This window comes from Colwellia sp. F1, from assembly GCF_056238625.1.
On record NZ_JBWDLI010000014.1, the window covers coordinates 83,498 to 105,084 of the forward strand.

Below are 21,587 nucleotides of genomic sequence, written 5' to 3' on the forward strand. Positions count from 1 at the left end.
AAATTTAGGTTTTACCTTCGAAAATAGAAAATAGAAAATAGAAAATAGGATACAGGATCACGATGAACAAAGACTTCACTTTTACGCTTAAAAGCACTTCTCTTGATGAAAGCTATCAGCCTTCAGACAATACGCGTATTACCACTAACTTTGCCAATTTGGCCAGAGGTAAGTACCGTCAAGCGAACTTACGCAATGCGTTGAAGATGATTGATAATCGTTTTAATGCCTTAGCGCACTGGGATAACCCCGAAGGAGATCGCTACGCTGTTGAACTTGAAATTATTTCGGTTGAGCTCGATATTAAAGGCAGCGGTGAAAGCTTTCCCTCAATAGAGATATTGAAAACAAATATTGTTGACCACCACACTAACAAACGTATTGAAGGTATTGTTGGTAATAATTTCTCTTCTTATGTGCGAGATTATGACTTTAGCGTATTATTATTAGAGCACAATAAGAACCAGCCTAAATTTAGCATCCCAGCTAACTTTGGTGAACTGCATGGTAAGCTCTTTCAGTATTTTGTAAATTCGAATATTTACAAACAAAACTTTAAAAAGCTACCCGTAATATGCCTGAGTGTCTCAGATAACAAAACTTATCACCGCACAGAAAATCAGCACCCGGTATTAGGCGTGGAATATCAGCCTAATGAATCGTCTTTAACAGAGCAATACTTCAAAAAAATGGGTTTGCAGGTGCGCTATTTTATGCCGCCAAACAGTGTTGCGCCTTTGGCTTTTTACTTCTTTGGTGATTTGCTTAACGACTACACTAACCTTGAGCTGATAAGTACTATTTGTACCATGGAAACATTCCAAAAAATTTATCGTCCTGAAATTTATAACGCTAATGCGACTGCAGGAAAGGCTTATCAGCCTAGCTTAAAGAGTGGAGACCATTCATTAACGCAAATTGTATATGACCGAGAAGAGCGAAGCCGGTTAGCGAGTGAGCAAGGCAAGTTTACTGAAGAAAACTTTATTAAACCCTACCAAGCAGTGCTTGAACAGTGGTCTGCCAGCTACGCTTAACCCTGATATTCGCTCATTACTTTGCTGAACATTTTACAGAGACGGCACGCTTTATTAAAACTTGCTGAATAAAATTGATTAAGAAAACTAATTATGACAGAACTGATTAACAATAAATTATTACCTACGTCAACTGCCGGCAGTTTGCCTAAACCTGCTTGGCTTGCACAACCTGAAACACTCTGGTCTCCATGGAAGTTACAAGGCGATGAGTTAACCGAGGGTAAGCAAGATGCCTTACGTTTAGCATTACAAAGTCAACAACAAGCAGGCATTGACATTGTGAGTGATGGCGAACAAACCCGGCAGCACTTTGTAACCACCTTTATTGAGCACCTTAACGGCGTTGACTTTGAGCAACGTAAAACCGTTAAAATTCGTGATCGCTATGAGGCAAGTGTACCGACCGTTGTTGGCCCTGTTTCTCGCCAACAGTCTGTTTTTGTTGAAGATGCCAAGTTTTTACGCCAGCAAACAAAGCAACCGATAAAATGGGCTTTGCCAGGCCCTATGACAATGATAGATACGCTGTATGATGACCATTACAAAAGCCGCGAAAAACTCGCTTGGGAATTTGCCAAAATATTAAACCAAGAAGCCAAAGAGTTAGCAGCAGCAGGTGTTGATATTATTCAATTTGACGAGCCAGCTTTTAATGTGTTTTTTGATGACGTTAATGAATGGGGCATTGCCTGTTTAGAGCGAGCAATAGAAGGGCTAGAGTGTGAAACAGCGGTACATATTTGTTATGGTTATGGCATAAAAGCTAATACCGATTGGAAAAAGACCTTAGGATCAGAATGGCGACAATACGAAGAAGCTTTTCCTAAACTGCAACAATCTTCTATCGATATTATCTCACTAGAATGCCACAATTCTCACGTGCCAATTGAGTTACTTGCGCTTATTAAAGGCAAAAAAGTGATGGTAGGCGCTATAGATGTTGCAAGTGATACCATTGAAACGCCAGAAGAAGTTGCCAATACGTTACGAGAAGCGCTTAAGTATGTTGATGCCGACAAACTCTATCCATGTACTAACTGTGGTATGGCTCCTTTAGCTCGCCATGTAGCAAGGGGTAAATTAAATGCCCTAAGTGCGGGAGCAGACATAGTGCGAAGAGAACTTAGCGTTTAGCATGTCTCTTCATTAACCTTTATTGTACTAAGTAGATATTGGAAAACAATTAACCTAAATAACGTTAGACAAATGAATAGTTAGGCTCTGGCTTTTTAAAGCTTAGAGCCTCTTTTATTTAAGCTATATCACTAATCAGTAATATTAGTCACTAAGGTAATATTTATTTTTTAACCCACTGACCTGCTGCGTTTTGAACAAAATGGCCAGGCTGGGTTTTTTTGATCGCCTTTGCACCCGCTAAAGCCGTCACTTGTTGCATCGTTATGTTATTCTTGCGTGCTAAATCCATATAAATGCTTTTACGCTTTTTATTAATGCTCGCAGCTAAGCTTTTTGCCTCAGCACTAGCGACTACTACCCCTACATAACCATTTTGCATTTCACCAACAAGGCCTTGTTGTTTTGCGTCATCAAGTGATAAAGCCCATGCAGAGAAGGCCATTGTAGACACTACAACGGCATAGCTGAACTTTTTTAACAATTTTCTTGGTAATCTATTCGTTAGCTTATTCATCAGTTCTCCCTAAAATATATCGCTTTCGTCACTAAATATGTCATCTAATTCTTTATCTACTTTTACCTTTATTTCATGATCAATTTTTAAATTTAAATTGATTGTAATTGGCTCTTTAGCGCTCACTTCAACCCTATGAGTACAGCCGGTAAAAATAAAAATAGCTAACACCAGCGTTAGTATTTTATACATAAATATTCCTTAATGTGTTTGTAAACCTTTAATAATACCTTTTTCAAATCGTTCAGTTATTGATAATGACTCAAGTAAACCGAGTAAGTCGTAATGTAAATTTAAGTTCAAATTTACATCGTTATCAATATCAGGGTTACGCCCTTTTATCACGGTTTCTAAAAACATGTAACCATCGTCTGTCATTGACACTGCAGAAGACAGTTGATGGTAGTGTAAGTTTTGCAACGCATCAAAAGCGAGTTGTAATTGTGCATTGCTCGCTTTTAATTCCTCTACTGCTGGGTTGTCAATGACTTGTATTAAACCATCAGTAATGTTGTAGAGCTTACCTTGTTCAATAATAAATCTTTCGCCATCAAAGAAAATGGGGAGTTGTCCAGAAATATTACCAGTGACTACAATACCTTGTTTTTTGTCTAAGGCGAGAACTTGTTCTAAGTTTACACTGTTTAGCTGAACGTCAACTGAATGGTCTTGCTGTAACGGCCATTGTATTTTAGGTATTGAAAAACTCCCCCCTAAAGCATTGGCTTTAAGCATACTGGCAGACATTGTAATATTGTCTTGATAAGTGAAACTAAGTTGGCTTGAAAAATCAGTAATAGGGATAGGGCCGTCAATTAACGCAATCGTTAAATTTTTTGTTGTGTTGGGTAATGTTGTTATTTCATCCTTAAAAATAGCAAAGTGTTGCTGCCAATTTAGCGCTTGCAGCCAAATACCGTCTATATCACCACTGAGTGATGTTACTGCAACCTCCGCAGTTAATCGGTTATTTGCGACGTTGTTTAGATCGGTTAATTGCCCAGACACTTTATAATCTAAGCTGCCGTCAATAAGTGCGACTTCAATTGGCAGTTTAATATTCAGTGCTAGTAAGTCAGTAAGCGGTAATTTAGTGGCAAAAACTTGCACTTTGGGTGACTGTAGGGAACCACTAATATTTAGCTTACCTAAGGGGACTTGGTCAGCACTTGCTATTGCATTAATCGCAATATTGTCTAAGTCGCCGCTAACATGGCTTAAAACAGATAATGTTTTAAGTTGCATTATTTGTGGCATGCTAAGTTGCTCTGCATGGCTATTAACCGTTAAGTCTACTGCGGCTTTATTTTCTCCTTGTAATAACACGTTGCCATGTAGCTTAGTTTTCACTGTTTTTATAGCCAATAAAGGGGAGGTGGCTTTTTTACTACCTTGCTGTTCAGGTAGGTTAATGTTTTTGATGAGTAAAGACGATTGCTCAAATAAATTAACGGTGGTTTGCTGCTTATCTTTTGTGACCGACCCCGTTAAATAAATAGTGGTAGGCTCAGCGGTAAATGGCGTAAGGCTAGGCAATTTCAGCGAGCTTTCAATGTTAAATTGGTTTATAGAAAAGGTATTAAAACTGCCATCTGTGCTCAAAGGTAAACTAAGGGCTATATCCGTTAACGCTATCTGATGAATAGGCTCACTGTCTTTAGCGTCATTTTTTGCGCTTAAGTTGATACCAGTTACAGTGAGTTGCTGCGCATTAAGTTGTAGTGTGGCATTTTTGCTTGGCGTGATTGTTAACTGTTTTACTGGGTTATCTTTGAATAATGAAATAACTGCTGCAGAAACCTTCCTTTGCTCTAATAGGCTTACTAGGTGGGGTTGGTCGTATTCAAGTGTTAGTGTATTTTTGTCGGGCAAGGTTAATGACATTACTGGGTTATTGGCCGCTAAAGGTAAGGTTGCTTTAAAATCCAGTATTCCCAATAAGGCCAAAGCACCACTATGATTAATACCATTTGGCGAGCTTATGGCTAAATCAGGTATTTTATTGTCGATAGTCAGTGCAGCAGCTTTAGCATTGTAATCAATAACAGTAGTCAAATTACCCGTAATATCAGTCGAAGCTAAAACATTTTGAAATGCTGCTGTACTAGGTAATTGATGAAGATGAATAAACTCTTTTAATGATGCTAGGTTAGTGGTTAATGCCAGGGTAAAGCTTGCGTCGTTAACCGCTAATTCAGCTTGGATTAGCGCTTGCTTTGTCGCATTTTGCATTGAAAAATATAAATGGTTATTTATCGCGCTAAAACTACCTTGGTATGTAGTTGCCTCAACACCACTTTTATTAACATGAGTATTTGTATTGCTAGGTGACTGATAAGGCAAGTAAGTAAACTGCTTAACATCAATGTCTAGTGGGAGTTGTAGCCGCGTTATATTGTTCACGTAAGCGGTTAGCGATAATGGCTTATCCGTATTTACCGCTGGGGCGTTGTTTTCTAACAAAGGGGCTATGCCCTTAACAGAGACCCAGTTTGCCTTAATAGCTGTTACTTTGGGTACAGGTAAAAGTTGCCAATGTGCCGTTAATGCTTTTATATCAATAGTGGCTTTTGGGCTTTTGGGCTTTTTAAGCAAAGATTATCAACAATCATGGTCAGATCGCTCGATAAATGAAAATCTACACAGGTTATTTCAACTTGGTAGTCGCTTAATTGCGCTTTGACGATATTATTTACTAAGGTAACACGGGCGTTATAGCTTATCACTAGTGCAATACACAGCGCTATAATGATAGCGATAACAGCAATAAAAATAATTTTCAAAAATTGCACCTAAACTCCCTGTTTTAATTTTTTAGCTGAACTTTTTGGGTAAATAGTACAGTAGGCGCTCGACTTTTTTAACCTTGCAGTAGGTGCCGACTACGCGACACCTATGCTTATTTGTTATGCGTGTAATAATTAAGCATCAAAAAGCCAGTGCTTTAGAGAGCCGCTCTTACTTCTGAGTCTGAAAAAGCTAATTCGAACCTGGCTTTATAGAGAAGCTGTATATCATTAACATGCAGGCTAGGGACATCTTGTTCGCCGACAAAATTTTTCTTGATTAAGGTTTTATTATTGGCGTCTTTAATGACAACATCAAAATCATACCATGAGCTGTCAGAAAAAGCGTGATAGTCATACTTCCACTCATTAAGAATAACGATAATAGTTTTTCTTTCTGTTGCCTTTATATCATTGACCGTGGTTGCTGGTGTGGTTTCAATTGTTGACACATCAACACCTAACTTTGAAAACCCAGCCGTTAGACGATTAGTAAGAAACATAGACATTGATTTTCTATCATAGGTATAACGAGAAAATGGAATGCCAATAGTACTTCGACTTAGCCCTTCAAAGCTAGATGCTTTATTGCCGCTCACAACATAAGGTCGATGATCAATTACCGCAATCGCTAACTTTTCGGTTAACGGTTTATCCAATTCTGGTGCTGCTTGCTCTACACTCATGATACTTGCGCACCCACTTATCATTAGCATTAAAGTTATTATTAATAATTTTTTCACTGGTATTTCCCTTTTTTATTATAATCAATACATTGTAATGTAAAATATTTTTACGTCTTAATAATACCTAATTACCTTACGAATAAAACTATTAATTTAGAACAGGTTACGTTACTGAGTGATAAGTTATAAAGGTGTAATTTAAGAGTGAAATATTGGTAAAAAATGGTGTCTTTACTATGCTTAAGGCCAGAATTTTTCTAGCGCTATTAGCTATTGAAGAGCCTTAAGAGCTTAATGAGGAGAGCTTAATGAGGACACTCGTCCAAATTAGCCCTGATGAGCAATCAGAATTATTCAAGATGTCTACAAGTTGGGGGGCAAAGGACTTAGTGCACCTGAAAATTATGAAAATTATGAAAAATTGGTTGGGTTAACCCCTAATTATGTAAATAATTATGCTTAATCACAAATCAGAGATAATACACTAAGTTTGATTAAAAGCCCTAACGACCAAATAATGGGCAAAAAATTGTTGACTAAAATGTTAAGGAACGAAAACAGCTAACTGTTTTTTGTCCTGATTGATTTGTTTATAGTTACTCCGTTCCATTAATTAATCAGTTTACCTAACCCATTAATAGGTGGAATATGCTTCTGTTGCTTACGAATATTTGAGCGAAAACATTCGATGCTTATAACAAGACTTTTGAAGCAACAGAAGTCACTTGTTTCAATACGCATACTCAGGGGTTGCCGTCTCATCGACTATCTATAAGACTTGCGAGAAACAATACTACACTCTTCATTTACGACCTAATATCAACAAAACAAATTGAACGAAATAAAACTCACGTAGTGAGACGTTAATAGATAGATACTACGTTAAATCTAATAAACCAAATAAGCCTTTAACAACCATAAACAACTGAATAATATAAAAATAATCCTTGGCAGATTACAGGGTTAAAAAACCTAAAATGGAACTTATAAAGCATTGATAAACCTATACATTATCAATGCCACTGTAACCTTACACACATGTACAATAAATATAAACTCACATAAAGAGAATAATAATTCACTTTACTTTTTATGAAAATTTTATTTAAAATAATTTGATCTTCAAATATCTTCACGAATAAAATGAAATACACTGAATTTACGTCTAATGAATATAAATAAAATTAAACTTAACCTTAATCTCTCTAAAACGTAAGCGTCCGGCGATTAGCACGTTCCCCTAACTAATATTTCACTCTAAAGTTGCACCCACTTAATAAAAGGAGCAACGAATGAGCCGTAGAACGTTATCGATTTCGCTACTATTATTTCATTCAGCATTATCTTACGGATCACTCTGAACTATATTACAATCCCCATCAGTACATGATGAAGGTTCTATTGTTATTGCGTCCCCTTGTTCTGCCCAGGAGGAATGTTCACATCAGAGAATATGTGTTCAGCCTCACCACCAAGTACTATAAAAGCCGATCAGGATTGACGACACCCCAACCATGGAAAGACTAAAACTAGTTGAAGTAGAAAAATCGATACCTTTTAAATCAACCGCATTTTTGTGATGACTTTTGTTCTCAAAAAGCGACACGATAATAGCCAGTGCCATACACAGCAAAAACACTAAACCAACTCGGTCCATGAAAGGTAATTCAGGCCAAAGTAGTTTAAAGCTAAAGGATAATATCGCAGAGCCTACTGCCGCCGCTAAACCGCCATTAGCAGTAGTTTTTTTCCAAAACATTCCTAAGAAAAATAACACCACAATACCGGGGGTGAAAAAGCCGGTGAATTCTTGAATGTATTGAAATGCTTGGTCAAATTGCCCCAGTAAGGGTTTAGCTACTAACATCGCAATAACTAATGCGGTAAAACTAACAATACGACCGACAGTAACGTAATGCTGCTCACTTTTCTCTTGGCCTGCTTTTTTGTATAAATCTATGGTAAAAATGCTAGCGATACTGTTGGTCATTGAAGCGAGAGAAGAAACAATAGCCGCAACTAATGCCGCAAACACTAAGCCCTTTAAACCACTCGGCATTAAGTTCATTAGCTCAGGATAAGCTTGGTCAGGTTTAGCTAAATCAGGAACAAGTAGCACCGCAGCAATACCCGGTAATACTACAATAATCGGCATTAGTAATTTTAAGAAAGCAGCAAAGGCAATACCTTTTTGTGCTTCTCTTAAATTTTTAGCCGCTAAAGTCCGTTGAATAATATATTGATTAAAGCCCCAGTAAGATAAGTTCATCACCCACATACCACCGACTAATACTGAAATACCCGGTAAGTCGGCATAATGCTCGCTTTCTGGCGATAAAATCATGTCAAACTTTTCAGGGGCTTGAGTCATTAAGGTGTTAAAACCCTGAATAATCCCTTGATCTTGACCAATTAAATCAAGAGCAATATAGGACAAAAATAAACCACCAAAAACTAACAAGACCACTTGAATAATGTCAGTAAAAGCAACCGCTTTTAAACCGCCATATAATGAGTAAGCCACTGAAAATAAGCCTAAGAACATCATGCTGTACATCATATCAATGCCGGTAATAGTATTAATGGCTAATGCGCCTAACCATAAAATAGCGGTTAAGTTGACTAATACATAAACGCCTAACCAGAACACCGCCATAATGGTGCGTACTCTGTGGTCAAAACGTTGTTCTAAAAACTGCGGCATGGTGTAAATTTTACGATTTAAAAATACAGGCAGAAAATACTTACCCACAATCATCAAAGTAATAGCAGCCATCCATTCATAAGAAGCGATAGCCAATCCAATTTTATAGCCTGAGCCAGACATACCAATAATTTGCTCTGCGGAAATATTCGCTGCAATCAATGAAGCACCAACCGCCCACCAAGGTAAGCTATTACCCGCCAAAAAATAATCATTAGCATTTTTTTCATGACCTGCTTTTTCTCGTGATACCCAATAGGCGATGCCAATCAAGGCAAGGACATAAAAGACAAAGACAGAGATGTCAAGTATCGATAAATTCATGGTGGCTCCGGTTAATACTGTTGATTTAAATTAGTTATTTTACATGCCTATAGAGGAGAATCCGTAGGAATTAAATATTGAGAAGAAAACGTCATTACAGCAGTGTTGTAGCAAGAATACAGACAAATATGAAATGCAACTTCCACAAAAAACATCAACGATTTAAGAATAATTTTTTTCTGTCATCGGCCGGATTGTTAGCTCATCAATACATGAGTTTTCATCTTGACAAACCATGTGTAAAATTGAATTAACAACACTATCTACATGAAGATATTCAGGTCGTTCACTTTCCCTGAAAGGTGTGTCCACACCTCCTGGATAAATAGCACACACCTTTACACCTTTATCTCTAACTTCTTTTCTAAGCACTTTAGAAAGAGCATCCAAGCCTACTTTTGTCGTAGTGTAAGCGCCAATACCCTCGTTTGAAAACGAACAAACCGTTGACATTACATTTATAATCATGCCTTTTTGTCTTTCTTTCATTGATTTATTATATGCTTCTTGCATAAAAACACATGGAGCTACTAAATTAACTTTTAACATCCATTCTAGGTCTTCGATATTGATATCTTTAACATCAGCTCTTGAAGAATTAATACCTGCACAATTTATAAGAATATCAATGTGACCTAGCTGACAAATTGCATTTAAAACAAAGTCTGAAATATATGAATGCTCTGTAATATCAAATGCTTGGTGGTAACTTTTACCTCCTGTTGTAACTAAACTAGCAGATAAATTTTGCATTTTTCACTAGAGCGCCCACAAAAAGCAATGTTAGCGCCAAACGATGATAGTTTTTTTGTAAGTGCTTTACCGATACCTGACGTAGCGCCAGTAATAATAATGTTTTTATCTTTGAAATATTCGAACATATGGCATCCTATGCACAATCCAATGCGTTTTCTTAATATTAAATAGTTATTGCTTTAACTAGCTGTTTTTCGTTAAATAGTTTTATTCCAAAAAATCATCAACACTTTGATAAGTAAACTGCTCGCGATCAAATTGTATTGTCTTAATACCAAACGCTTCAGCTGCTTGGCAGTTATTCGTCATATCATCAATAAATAAAGTTTCAGTGGGAGTTAAATTAAATCGCTGACAGAGTAATTCAAAAATTGCTCTGTCAGGTTTAATTACATTTTCATGTCCCGAGATAATGACGTCAGCTAAACAGTTAAAAAAACTAAAGGTTTTTTTCAAATACTGATAATTTTCTTTTGACATATTAGACAAACCATAACAAGTCACGCCATTTTCCATCAGCTGTTGCAGCACATCCACAGTATGCGGCAAAGGAATAAAAGAACGGCGTACAGTATCAAAAATAGCCAACACAGAGTCAGGTGTTAATCCTGTTCTTGCTGCAATAATTTCACTCGACTCTTGTTCTGTAAAATCCCCTCTGTCCAACGCTAACCAATCAGGGTGCCCAAGAACATCTCGCTCAATTATCGCACGTAGAGTGATATCGTCTGTATGCATAGCAGAGATAGCTTTAGGGTTCCATTCCACTAACACCGCACCAAAATCAAAAACAACTTGTTTAATTGTCATTTATATTCTCATAGTAAATTCATAATTAGGCCTATTGACAATGCTAAACTAATGTAATTCAACATCTATTAATAACGGGTAATGATCTGAGGGTAAACTCCCTTTAATAGAATCCGTTAGCACACCAAATCGTTTCACCGCAAAACCTTTAGTGGTTAAAATATAATCTATGGTATGCCCCCCTTTTGACATGATATCAAAACCCACCGCAGTAAAAATAGGACCATAAGGTTTAAGTTCTGTTGTTTTAGACGCATCAAATAATTTGGCTTGATACAACTGATTATCAATTAAATTTTTATAACCAAGCTGGTTGGGTTCACTATTAAAATCACCAGTAACAATTACAGGTGATTTACCTGCAATTCCATCGATTTTCTGACGTAATATTTTTGCGCACTCTGCCTGCGCTACTTTTCCTTTATGATCAAAATGGGTATTGAAAAAATAAAAACTCTTACCATCATTACGCGTAAAATGCCCCCAGTTGATATTACGTCTGTATTTTGAATCCCAATCCTTTGAAGGTACTTCAGGCGTAGTCGAACACCAAAATGTGCCTTGCTTATTTAGTACCATTCTATCTTTGCGATATAAAATAGCTGCATACTCTCCTTTAGAGTTACTTTTACCATCATCACGCGCTAAACCATACCAATCATATTTCGGCAAAGCTGTTTTTAAATCAACAAGTTGATTTAATCTTGCTTCCTGTAAACCAACGATTTCTGCTTGATGAAATTCAATTAAGCTTGATACATGTTGCTTACGATATGGCCATGCATTATCACCATCTTTAACCGTGTTATACCGAATATTAAAACTGAGTACATTAAATGAATCTACGGCTGTAGATTGTGCATTTGCCGAAAATATAAACGTGTTCATTAATAATAAAATGGAAACACTTAATTTTAATATCATTATTACTTACCTATAAAACAATTAGCTCAATCATCGGGCGAATGAGCGTTCCAAATTAACGTTGCCAGAAAGGTTGAAACTAGGGCAGATCCTATCCATAAATAACCAACTAAATCAAAATTATAAACGGAAATATTATTAACCATGACTTTACTATCTTCAATTAAATAACCACTAATAACATCCTGAATACCAGCACCTAAATAACTGGCAATACCAATAATACCTAACGCCGTACCTGAGGTTTCTTTTGAACAAATATCTACTGCCATCAAGCCACCTAAATACACTAGTAATACCCCAAGCGCAGTACCAAATAACACCATACTGAGCATATCGATATAAAGGTTGGCTGGCGCTAACACAAATAACGCAACCGATAATGTATAAATAACACCAAAGATAAGTGCGGGTACATTACGCCGTCCACTAAACAATTTATCAGAGAGAATACCTGAAAAAAATGTACCGAAAATACCGGCGATTGCACTGGCTGAAATAATAAAGCTGGCTTCAATAGTGCTATAGCCTTTTTCAGCTTCCAGAAAGAAAATTCCCCAGCTATTTACCGCATACCGTGTGACATAAAAGAATGCGCTCGATAACGCTAAAATCCATAGAGAAGGCTTTTTGAATACTTGCCATTGTGCGGCGCTTAAACTTTGTTTTTTTTGGTTAGGTTCATCTGAATTCACATGTGGATGAATGACGCTTGGCAAACCATACACTTCAGGCCGTTCGAATAAATACTTCCAAATAACAAATGACATTAAAATACAAATAACACCGGAAACACGAAATCCGTATTCCCAACCATAATTGCTAATAATCACCGCAATTAAGACAAAGGTTATTGCTTCGCCAATATTATGGCTACTGCTCCACATGCCATAATAAGTGCCGCGTTCTTTGCCGCCAAACCAATGAGAAATAGAGACAACACTTGATGGAGCGCCTATTGATTGCATCCAACCATTTAACGTCCAAAGTAAAACAAAGAACCAAAATAAAGTGGTATAACCTAAAAAGATATTGATAACGCCGGATAAAAATAAGCCCGTGAACATAAACTTACGTACATTCACTCTATCGGCCAGCATACCATTAGATAACTTACCGATGGCATAGCTGAAGAACAACGCTGAACCGATAATGCCCACTTCAGAGGCATCGAATACGCCAGCATCAACCATAGACTTTTTAGCGACACTGAAGCTTAGCCGACACACATAATAAAAGGCGTAACCAAACGTAATGGTTAAAAATACTAACCATTTTTTTCGCTTTAATTCACTCTTAACATCAGCATCATGAACATCACGCTCAGGCGCATGTTGGCTTTTTTGATAAAAGCCGAATAGTGTTTCAATCATCAGAAACTCGATTTTTTAGTAGATAAATAGTGAATTAACTCTTCTGGTCTGTCTGTTTGAAACATATTTACACCCAGTCTCATTAAATGCCCCCAATGCTTATCTGGATCGGTAATACTGACTTCATCACTATGTCCGGGGCTTAAACTTTCCCATAAGGTATTAACCCAACAACGGGAATTTTGAGTTAAAGCCTGTTGACATGCTTCTTTTAACTGCTTTTCAGTTTTATAAATAATTTCAAAAGCAATGCTATTTATATCTTTAAAACTAGCAATTTGTTCTTTCATCTCACCATTTTGCTCAGCAATAATTGGCATAAAATGAGTATTATTAAAAAAACTATTTTGCTCTAAGCCAGCGCCTTCTGGTGAGGTTAACTTCATCTTGATAATGATTTGATCGCTAACGCCTAATTCTTTTGCTATTAAGTAAGATTGATCTCGCACTTCTGCTTTTGCGTCTAGATTTACCAAAATTCGGTTTTTAGTAAGAGATAATGCTTCCGCTAAAGTTGGAATTTGAGTGCTGGTCACTTCCGCGTTGTTTCCTCCTTTTCCTTCTTTAAGTTTTAGCTGCTGTAATTCTGCAAGGGTCATTTCAGCAACAAGACCAGTACCATTAGTTGTACGGTCTACTTCTTTATCATGAATGATCACTAAATGACCATCTTTAGTCCTACGCACATCAATTTCAACCATATCGACGCCGATACGAATGCATTCTTCAATAGCTTTAAGTGAGTTTTCAGGTGCTAAACGCCAACAAGCTCTATGAGCAATAACTATTACGTCACCTGTTGTATGCTCTAAATTTTCTTTGAGTTTAGCAATAGTGGAAAGGTGTATATTTTTTTCATCCGTTGCAGGGCTTGAGCAAGCAGTGATTAAAAAAATAACGCTAATAAATACATAATGAATTTTGTTGATGCATGAAGAAAAACACATTATTTTTTCCTATATTTTATATTAAAAATGGAGGGGAATGGCTCCCCTCCAATTAAACAAAAGCATACTCACTCTTAAATGAGGAATATTAACTTCTCATTAGAACGTATACTTAGCGCCTAAAAAGAAGAAACGACCTGTTTCTTTGTACTCATTACCACGCGCAGTATTACCTGCATACTTATACGTTTCTTCTTCAAGTAAATTTAATATGTCAAAAGAAACGGTTAGTTTGTCAGTCACATCATACTTAGCAGACATATCTAACTGACCATATTCATCGACATAATCATTACGTCTGCTGCCACCACGTACACTACTTAAATAGGAATCGCGCCATGAGTAAGCAAAACGTAGACTAAAGGCATCTTTTTCATAATAAGTAACTAAGCTATAAGAACTTTTTGATTGCCCTGGAAATGATTCTTTTTTAACTACACCGTCAAAATTGATCTCAGCGTCACTGTCTGAATAAGTATAATTTGCAGAAACCCCTAAACCATCAAAAGGTTCAGGTAGAAAGGTAAAAGGTTGTTGATAAACCAATTCAAAACCTTTTACTGAAGCTCCATCACCATTACTAGGCTTGCGAATTTCAAAGGTTTCATTTTGAACATCTTCTCCTGAATCATTCAATATTCCTGGTGGTAAATCAAGCTTCCCTGTTGTCGATGTTGTCGTAATGAAACTTTCAATATCTTTATAAAAGAATATTGCAGATAGCATCGACTCTTCGGCAAAATACCATTCCAAGCCAATGTCAGCTTGGTTAACAACAAAAGGGTCTAACTCAGGATTACCTAACGAAGCTCTTAATGTAGTAGGAGCAACCTGTTGGCTTGGCGCTAATTGTTGCAATGATGGTCTAGTCATTGCCCGTGATGCAGAGAAACGTGCTAATAAATCTTCATCAAGATCATATACCACATTAAGACTTGGTAATACTTCAGTGTATGATTGATCAACATCTAAAGGTATTGCTTGACCTGCTGTAATAGTAAAACCAGAAGAAGTTTGCTTAGTATTAACTACACGAATACCTACATTACCACGAAGTCTATCGCTGTCATCGAAATCAGCTTGTACATAACCTGCCCATGTTGATTCTTCTACACCAAAAGATGCAGGAAAGTCTTGTTTAGGAACAAAACCTGCTGGAAAAATATTGCTGTCTTTATTAAATTTATCAAATGGAATAACTATCCAATCACGCACAATAGCTGAGTTATTTTGACTTTCAAAATAACCATAAGGATTTTGAACACCCAAATCAGATAATGGTGGTGGGTTTAATTCTGCACTATTACTAATACGCTCATCTAGTTCGAGTGTAGTATTATCACGATTAGAATATCTAACACCAAAAGAAACAGTACTAAAGAAATCACCAGATAACTCTTTAGTAAGGTCAACTTGAGCTGAAACTTCTTCATCTTCAACAAATACATCAATAAAACGTGATTGGTTAAAATCGTAATCATTAAAGTTGGTAAAGTCACTACCTACACTAGAAAAAGTAGGGAAGTTTGCTCCACCTGAAGATACTTCTTCAAAGCTAAATCGACCTGTAAATGAATAAAGCACTCGAAACAAATCTTGTACATTTTCTGATTTTGAATAGCCTGCTTTAGTAGCAAGCGCCCAACCATCTCCTAAATAGTAATTCAGTTCAAAATTAGCAATAAACAAATCATCTTCAATGTCATCAAATACATTTTCAGTACGACTAGGCACATTATCAAATGTAGCTTTTGAAATAAGCAAAGGGTCATTCGTTACAGTCTCGACAGACACAGGAACGATACCACTTTCCAAAGTCAAACCGTCAATAGAAAATCTTGAGCGAAATTCAGTTAAAGAGGCGTATGCTAAATCAACATTGATATCCAAATCGCTATTTGGTCTATATTGAAATGCTCCTGTAAGCCCTAAACGCTCTTTATATCTTAATTCTATAATAGAACGTGGTAAACCAGGGTATTCTAATTTTCCAAACTTTCCATCAGTGACACCACTAAAATCACGCAATAACCAACGGTTATTTTCTGCCGAATCTGCTCTTAAATCTTGCTCTGCATATGATGCTGAAAATAGAACACCAAAATCATCCCAAGTATTACTAACAACAATAGTTCCTTTTGGATTTAATTCTTCAGCCAAGTCGTTATAAGCACCTTTCAAAGAACCAACAAGATGAAAACCTTCATCATCGAAAGGACGAGCTGTTCTCATATCAATAGTTGCAGCTAAACCACCTTCCGTTATTTTAGCTTCCGGCGATTTACGCAACGTTACTTCATTGAAAAGTTCAGATGCAAAAATATCTAAATCAACTTCTCGCCCACCACCTGATGTGACCGTCTGACCATTTAATGTCACTCGGGTAAATTCAGGAGCTAAACCACGAACAGTTACTTGCGAACCTTCACCTTCTACTCTATTGATGGTAACACCAGATATGCGTTGCAACGCTTCTGCTATATTTAAGTCAGGAAAATCACCGACACTTTCTGCCGATAAAACATCAACTACGCTATTACTAAATCGTTTGGCTGTTATACCACGAGTGATACTACCTCGTACCCCTGTGACAATAATTGTTTCAACTGACTCTTCTTCAGCTGCCTTTTTCGTCGTTTCCGCCGAAATCCCAGCTAATGAATACAGCGACAATGATATAGCCACTGCTAGCTTGGATTTTGTTAATAATTTCATTCTATTTTCTCCAAATCATTTTTTGTAATGTTTTATCCAATGAACTGCACTTGTACAGATATTTTAATAATTTTTGTGCATTTCCACTTCAAAGTGCATTTGTTTTATTCATTTCATAACTAAAATCAAACTCATAAATCCTTTACTACTTTACAACACAATAAAAGTAATAAACCACAACAGTTAACACATTATGAGTTGACTTTGTTAAAATATAGATCATTATCACAATAAGATCCACACTTAATGTGTGTCAATTAAAATATAATTCACATTTGCACACTTTATGTGTATATTTTACTTGATCAATTAAAATAAGAGCATTGGTAAATGAAACCCCAACTACGTGTAAAAGCTGAAGAAAGACTAAAAAATAATTTCACCACACTCACTAAGAGTGAATCGGAGTTAATCAAGTTAGTTTTTCGGAAAAAGTTTTTAACTCAATCTGACTTAACAAACTTAATGGATGTTACCCAACAATCCATTTCCCGAATGATTGGCAGTTTGGACAAACGAGGAATGATCCAGATCGGTGAGCGAATTCCGGGAGGAAAGAGAGGCATTCCAAGCAAAGCGATTAAAGTAATACCACAATATGCCTATTCCTTTGGCGCCTCTATCTCAGCTAATTACGCTTCATTGGCGATAATGGACTTTTCTGGCAGTGTATTGAAAGAGTGTTCGCAAACGTTTTCATCAATGGAAGTTGAAAAAGTAGTAAGCTGGTTCAGTGAGGTTATTACAACTTTATCCAATGAATTTAACATTGAGCCAAGAAAAATTTGCGGTATGGGCGTAGGTATATCGGGTTCTTTTATTAATTCTCAAGGCTCCGTTAGTTTTAACACCCCCTTTGAGCTAGATGAATGGGCATTAATCGATGTTGAGGATGTATTATCAGAAAAATTGGGTATACCTGTTTGGGTAGACAATGATGGTAACACCGCCGCACTAGGTGAAAGCATGGTTGGTGTGGGGAAATGGGCTAATAGCTTTGTTTATTTATATCTGGCAAAGGGGGTTGGTGGTGGTGTAGTACTCAATGGCGAACTCTGGCGAGGAAAACATGGTAATGCCGGTGAGTTTGCCGGCGGTTTGCCACCTAACATTTACCCTTTCCCAAACTTAGAATTATTACGTCAACAAGTCGCTAAAGATGGTCCTGCTTTTGAAACAGTTAACGAATTAGTTGCAAACTTTAATCCTCAATGGCCCGGTGTTAATGATTGGATCACTAGGGTACGGGATTCATTATCATTAATCTCATCAAACGCTACTGCTATTCTTGATATAGATGCCGTTGTTTTAGGAGGGTTATTACCTAAAGCTTTAGCTGAACAAGTAATACCTAGCATTAATTTATATGATCAAAAACGCAGAAACGTAGCTAGAGCTATGGCTAAAATAGTACCTGCTGAAACTCGGGGTGACGCAACGGCCATTGGCGCAGCATTACTGCCTTTTATTCATTTTTTTTCGCTTTAATTCATTAATGTTAAGCCAACTAATATCAAAAAAAAATAAGACCTATTTAGGTTACGCCTCAGGTAATTGCGGTAAAAGTGTTATCTCAACATTTTTCGAGGTATTTGCCCTTTTCTATTGCACCGAAGTCATCGGTATTCCTGCTCATATTGCTGGCACACTGATCATGTTATCTCTGATGTGGGATGCACTATCAGATCCTTTGATTGCCTATGTTATTGAACAACAACCCAATAGAAACAAAGTTATTCGTTTATCCTTTATCATTGCAACACCACTTACTGCCTTGTCATTAGTGGCGATATTTTTTTCTTCACAAGTTTCTTCCGAATGGCGTAATGGTTATATATTAATAGCATTAATACTATTTCGTACTTTTTATTCAATTGTTGATGTACCACATAATAGCCTGATGTCATTATTAACAAAAGATAGTCGAGAGAGGACCAATATAGCCAGCATGCGGATCTTTTTCAGTTCAGCTGGACGTATTACAGTAATGTTATTTTCAGCCTATTTATTACAAGAAAATAGTAACATCGAAACAGATAAACGGTTTATTGAAGTTGCTATGGGCTGTGCCATTATTTATATTATTTTTATCATCGTTACTTTGCTATCCATCAAAAAAATATCTTTCCAGTCGGGTAAAAATCAACAAAACAAGTTTATTGATATCATCAAAAGTATTTTTTTAAACAGACAACTAAGCATTGTGTTTGCGTTAAGCGCTGTTACTTCATTAACCACACCAATATTAGGCTCAAGCTTTTTGTACTATGCAAAGTATGGTTTAGGTAACGAAACATACGCGACTACCGTATTGACCATTATGGCTGTATGCCAAACATTGTCTTTATTATTTTGGTCAAAATTAAGTAATAAACTTACCTATAAATCTTCAGCATTATCACTTGCCAATATCACATTAATTTTAGCGATGTTATTAGCCATGTTATTTATCGAGAATGTGAGAGTATTTTACCTAGTTGGTGGACTGGCTGGTTTTTCCATCGGCGGCATTTACATGCTCAATTGGTCAATATTACCCGATGCAATTGATCACGGAGAAAGACACTTTAATCAACGTTTTGATATCAGTGTAATTGGCCTTTTTACTTTTGTAAATAAGCTATTTATTTGTATATCACAAGCGTTAGTTGGTTGGATACTCGTTTTTTATGGCTTAACCATCATCGATGATCAAGTCGTCATCACTCAAGATCAATCTGTTATGGCAATGAAATCAGCTTTTATCACACTAGTAGCGATTCCAATGATAGGTTCATTAATTGGCCTAATTATATTACAACATCATAAGATTAGGCAAAGTGAGTGTTAGAGCGCGAATTGACTTACATTAAATGTAACCCTAACTGTTTTTAGTTAGCTCGCCACTACAATACCGCAGTGATGCCCGCTAGACCTTATAAACCGAAAGATAAAGCCAAAGCGGAAAATGCGGTACTCATTGTAGAACGCTGGATATTGATGCGGATCCGTCATCAAGTGCTCCATACCTTGGCGAACTTGAACCATGAGCTAAAACGCTTACTCAGTCTCACATATTTACACGGGTGAGCGTGTTGGTAATCCCCCCGAAAAATAATAGAAGTCAAAAGTAGAATTTTCTCGTATGCTTTAACGCAGGAGAATTTTATGAAAAAAGCACATTTTACTGACAGCCAAATATTAGCCATTTTAAAGCAAGCCGAAAATGGTGTACCTATTCCCGAATTATGCCGTGAACATGGTATGAGTAACTCCTCATTCTATAAATGGCGCACTAAATATGGTGGTATGGACGCCTCATTGATAACAAGAATGAAAGAGCTAGAAGATGAAAACCGTCGCTTAAAAAAGATGTACGCTGAAGAACGTTTGAAAGCTGAAATTATTACGGAAGCTATGGCAAAAAAGTGGTAAAAGCTTCTGAGCGCAAAATGATGGCTAAAGAAGCAATTCAATGCCATCAGATCAGTATTAGTCTTGCATGCCGTACCTTTTCGATTAGTGAAACCTGTTATCGCTATCAGCCTAAACTCAATGGTGATAATAAACTTATCGCCGATTTGCTGTTAGGTTTAGTGCAAAACCAACGTAATTGGGGATTCGGGTTATGCTTTTTATACTTGCGGAATGTGAAAGGTTATCCGTGGAACCATAAACGTGTATATCGTATCTATCGTGAGCTTGAACTGAATATGAGGATTAAACCCAATAAGCGATTGAAACGTGAAGTACCTGAGCCATTAAGCGTTCCAGAAGCCGTTAACGAATGCTGGTCAATGGATTTTATGCACGACCAACTATCTGATGGGAGAAGTTGCAGACTGTTTAATGTGATCGATGATTTTAACCGTGAGGGCTTGGCCATTGATGCTGATATATCCTTACCCGCAGAGCGTGTGATCCAATCACTTGATAGAATAATCGAATGGCGTGGTAAACCTAACCGCATTCGCTCTGATAATGGGCCTGAATATATTAGTCACAAGCTTGCGGCTTGGGCTAAAAAACATGACATTGAGTTATGCTTCATTCAGCCAGGTAATCCTCAGCAAAATGCGTATATTGAACGTTTTAATCGAACGGTAAGGTATGACTGGTTGAGTCATTATATTTATCGAGATATTGAGGAGTTACAAGACAGAGCAACACAATGGTTATGGACTTATAACCATGAGCGACCTAATATGGGAATTGGTGGTATAACACCAATCCAGAAACTAAAAACTAACACAGAGAAAAGCGTCTACTACTGATCTTCATTAAAAATGGGGGGATTACCACTTGTCAATATCACGTTTGACTTTTTCGCATGTCTAAAAGGGTCTATAAAAGCGAATTTCACCGCTTTATATTATGATTTGTAAAATAATTTGAATTAGCGATGATAAGCAATTGTTGTATTTGTTTTGAGTCGCTATTTAACTTGTTTTATTTTAATGTTTTATAAGCGAGTGTCCTGGTTAAATTTTGTACAAATAAAAAAACCACAACTTGAAAGTAATAAAAGGTATACCGGAGAGATAAATTGAAATTTTGACCGTTCCCTATTTCTAAATTTCAAAAAAATATATTTTGAGCATTTTGAAAGCAATGAAATAACTGCACAAAAAAGGAAAAAACTAATAAGCCCAAGTGAGAATAAATAAGTTGTCCCGGTAGCATGATCATATGATAAATAAGCTATAGAAATACTGTAGAGCAATATTCTAATCCAGACTTCTTTCAACACACACTCCTCATAAACATAGACATAATGACTCCCCACGAGGTGCTAGCCTCCAAATTCGTGGGTTAGTAAAACCAGAGCCATAATTAGTGTGTTAAACAACTAAAACTGGAGGCTAGCATGTATAAACATAACATAATTTTTA

Annotated in this window: 16 protein-coding genes and 2 pseudogenes; 6 read left to right on the forward strand and 12 right to left on the reverse strand. The window is 36.7% G+C overall.

The window, feature by feature from the left end:
- Nucleotides 1–62: 62 nt before the first annotated feature.
- Together AC0UA9_RS13630 and AC0UA9_RS13635 are read left to right on the forward strand one after the other, a co-directional pair.
- Complete coding sequence (locus AC0UA9_RS13630; RefSeq protein WP_475660650.1) at nt 63–1,037, forward strand: DUF1852 domain-containing protein; 975 nt, start codon at nt 63–65, stop codon at nt 1,035–1,037.
- 93 nt (nt 1,038–1,130) lie between these two features.
- The gene (locus AC0UA9_RS13635) at nt 1,131–2,174 is read left to right on the forward strand and encodes a methionine synthase (RefSeq protein ID WP_475660651.1); all 1,044 of its coding nucleotides are present in this window, start codon (nt 1,131–1,133) and stop codon (nt 2,172–2,174) included.
- A 163-nt stretch (nt 2,175–2,337) separates the two neighbouring features.
- Here the strand turns inward: AC0UA9_RS13635 and AC0UA9_RS13640 are convergent, their stop codons facing one another.
- From AC0UA9_RS13640 to AC0UA9_RS13695, 12 genes and pseudogenes are all read right to left on the reverse strand, one after another.
- On the reverse strand, nt 2,338–2,691 hold the full coding sequence (locus AC0UA9_RS13640) for a YdbL family probable chaperone protein (protein ID WP_475660652.1): 354 nt from the start codon (nt 2,689–2,691) through the stop codon (nt 2,338–2,340).
- A gap of 9 nt (nt 2,692–2,700) precedes the next feature.
- Nucleotides 2,701–2,883, reverse strand: a complete 183-nt coding sequence (locus AC0UA9_RS13645) for a YnbE family lipoprotein (protein ID WP_475660653.1) — start codon at nt 2,881–2,883, stop codon at nt 2,701–2,703.
- A 9-nt stretch (nt 2,884–2,892) separates the two neighbouring features.
- Nucleotides 2,893–5,286, reverse strand: a complete 2,394-nt coding sequence (locus AC0UA9_RS13650) for an intermembrane phospholipid transport protein YdbH family protein (RefSeq protein ID WP_475660654.1) — start codon at nt 5,284–5,286, stop codon at nt 2,893–2,895.
- The gene (locus AC0UA9_RS13655) at nt 5,244–5,474 is read right to left on the reverse strand and encodes a hypothetical protein (RefSeq protein ID WP_475660655.1); all 231 of its coding nucleotides are present in this window, start codon (nt 5,472–5,474) and stop codon (nt 5,244–5,246) included. The genes AC0UA9_RS13650 and AC0UA9_RS13655 overlap by 43 nt, the downstream gene beginning before the upstream one ends.
- Nucleotides 5,475–5,635: 161 nt before the next feature.
- Nucleotides 5,636–6,163, reverse strand: coding sequence for a hypothetical protein (locus AC0UA9_RS13660; RefSeq protein ID WP_475660656.1), 528 nt, complete (start codon nt 6,161–6,163; stop codon nt 5,636–5,638).
- 1,465 nt (nt 6,164–7,628) lie between these two features.
- Nucleotides 7,629–9,191, reverse strand: coding sequence for a sodium/sugar symporter (locus tag AC0UA9_RS13665; RefSeq protein ID WP_475660657.1), 1,563 nt, complete (start codon nt 9,189–9,191; stop codon nt 7,629–7,631).
- A gap of 162 nt (nt 9,192–9,353) precedes the next feature.
- A pseudogene (locus AC0UA9_RS13670) lies at nt 9,354–10,072 on the reverse strand (SDR family oxidoreductase).
- A gap of 82 nt (nt 10,073–10,154) precedes the next feature.
- The gene (locus AC0UA9_RS13675; protein WP_475660658.1) at nt 10,155–10,757 is read right to left on the reverse strand and encodes an HAD family hydrolase; all 603 of its coding nucleotides are present in this window, start codon (nt 10,755–10,757) and stop codon (nt 10,155–10,157) included.
- 48 nt (nt 10,758–10,805) lie between these two features.
- Nucleotides 10,806–11,681, reverse strand: a complete 876-nt coding sequence (locus tag AC0UA9_RS13680) for an endonuclease/exonuclease/phosphatase family protein (protein WP_475660659.1) — start codon at nt 11,679–11,681, stop codon at nt 10,806–10,808.
- 26 nt (nt 11,682–11,707) lie between these two features.
- Nucleotides 11,708–13,054, reverse strand: coding sequence for an MFS transporter (locus AC0UA9_RS13685; RefSeq protein ID WP_475660660.1), 1,347 nt, complete (start codon nt 13,052–13,054; stop codon nt 11,708–11,710).
- The gene (locus tag AC0UA9_RS13690) at nt 13,054–14,001 is read right to left on the reverse strand and encodes a glycerophosphodiester phosphodiesterase family protein (protein WP_475660661.1); all 948 of its coding nucleotides are present in this window, start codon (nt 13,999–14,001) and stop codon (nt 13,054–13,056) included. Before AC0UA9_RS13690 ends, AC0UA9_RS13685 begins: the two co-directional genes overlap by 1 nt.
- Nucleotides 14,002–14,100: 99 nt before the next feature.
- The gene (locus AC0UA9_RS13695; protein WP_475660662.1) at nt 14,101–16,716 is read right to left on the reverse strand and encodes a TonB-dependent receptor; all 2,616 of its coding nucleotides are present in this window, start codon (nt 16,714–16,716) and stop codon (nt 14,101–14,103) included.
- Between the two features lie 330 nt (nt 16,717–17,046).
- On the opposite strand from AC0UA9_RS13695, the gene AC0UA9_RS13700 reads away from it, so the two are divergent.
- From AC0UA9_RS13700 to AC0UA9_RS13715, 4 genes and pseudogenes are all read left to right on the forward strand, one after another.
- Complete coding sequence (locus AC0UA9_RS13700; RefSeq protein ID WP_475660663.1) at nt 17,047–18,204, forward strand: ROK family transcriptional regulator; 1,158 nt, start codon at nt 17,047–17,049, stop codon at nt 18,202–18,204.
- A 7-nt stretch (nt 18,205–18,211) separates the two neighbouring features.
- On the forward strand, nt 18,212–19,546 hold the full coding sequence (locus AC0UA9_RS13705; protein ID WP_475660664.1) for an MFS transporter: 1,335 nt from the start codon (nt 18,212–18,214) through the stop codon (nt 19,544–19,546).
- A 44-nt stretch (nt 19,547–19,590) separates the two neighbouring features.
- Nucleotides 19,591–19,764, forward strand: a pseudogene (locus AC0UA9_RS13710) (IS21 family transposase); the annotation flags it as partial.
- Nucleotides 19,765–19,863: 99 nt separating this feature from the next.
- Nucleotides 19,864–20,969 (forward strand): IS3 family transposase gene (locus tag AC0UA9_RS13715; RefSeq protein WP_475660665.1). Its coding sequence is split into 2 segments (ribosomal slippage): nt 19,864–20,113 and nt 20,113–20,969, totalling 1,107 coding nucleotides; the frame shifts between segments, so codons are not numbered across the junction.
- Nucleotides 20,970–21,587 lie beyond the last annotated feature (618 nt).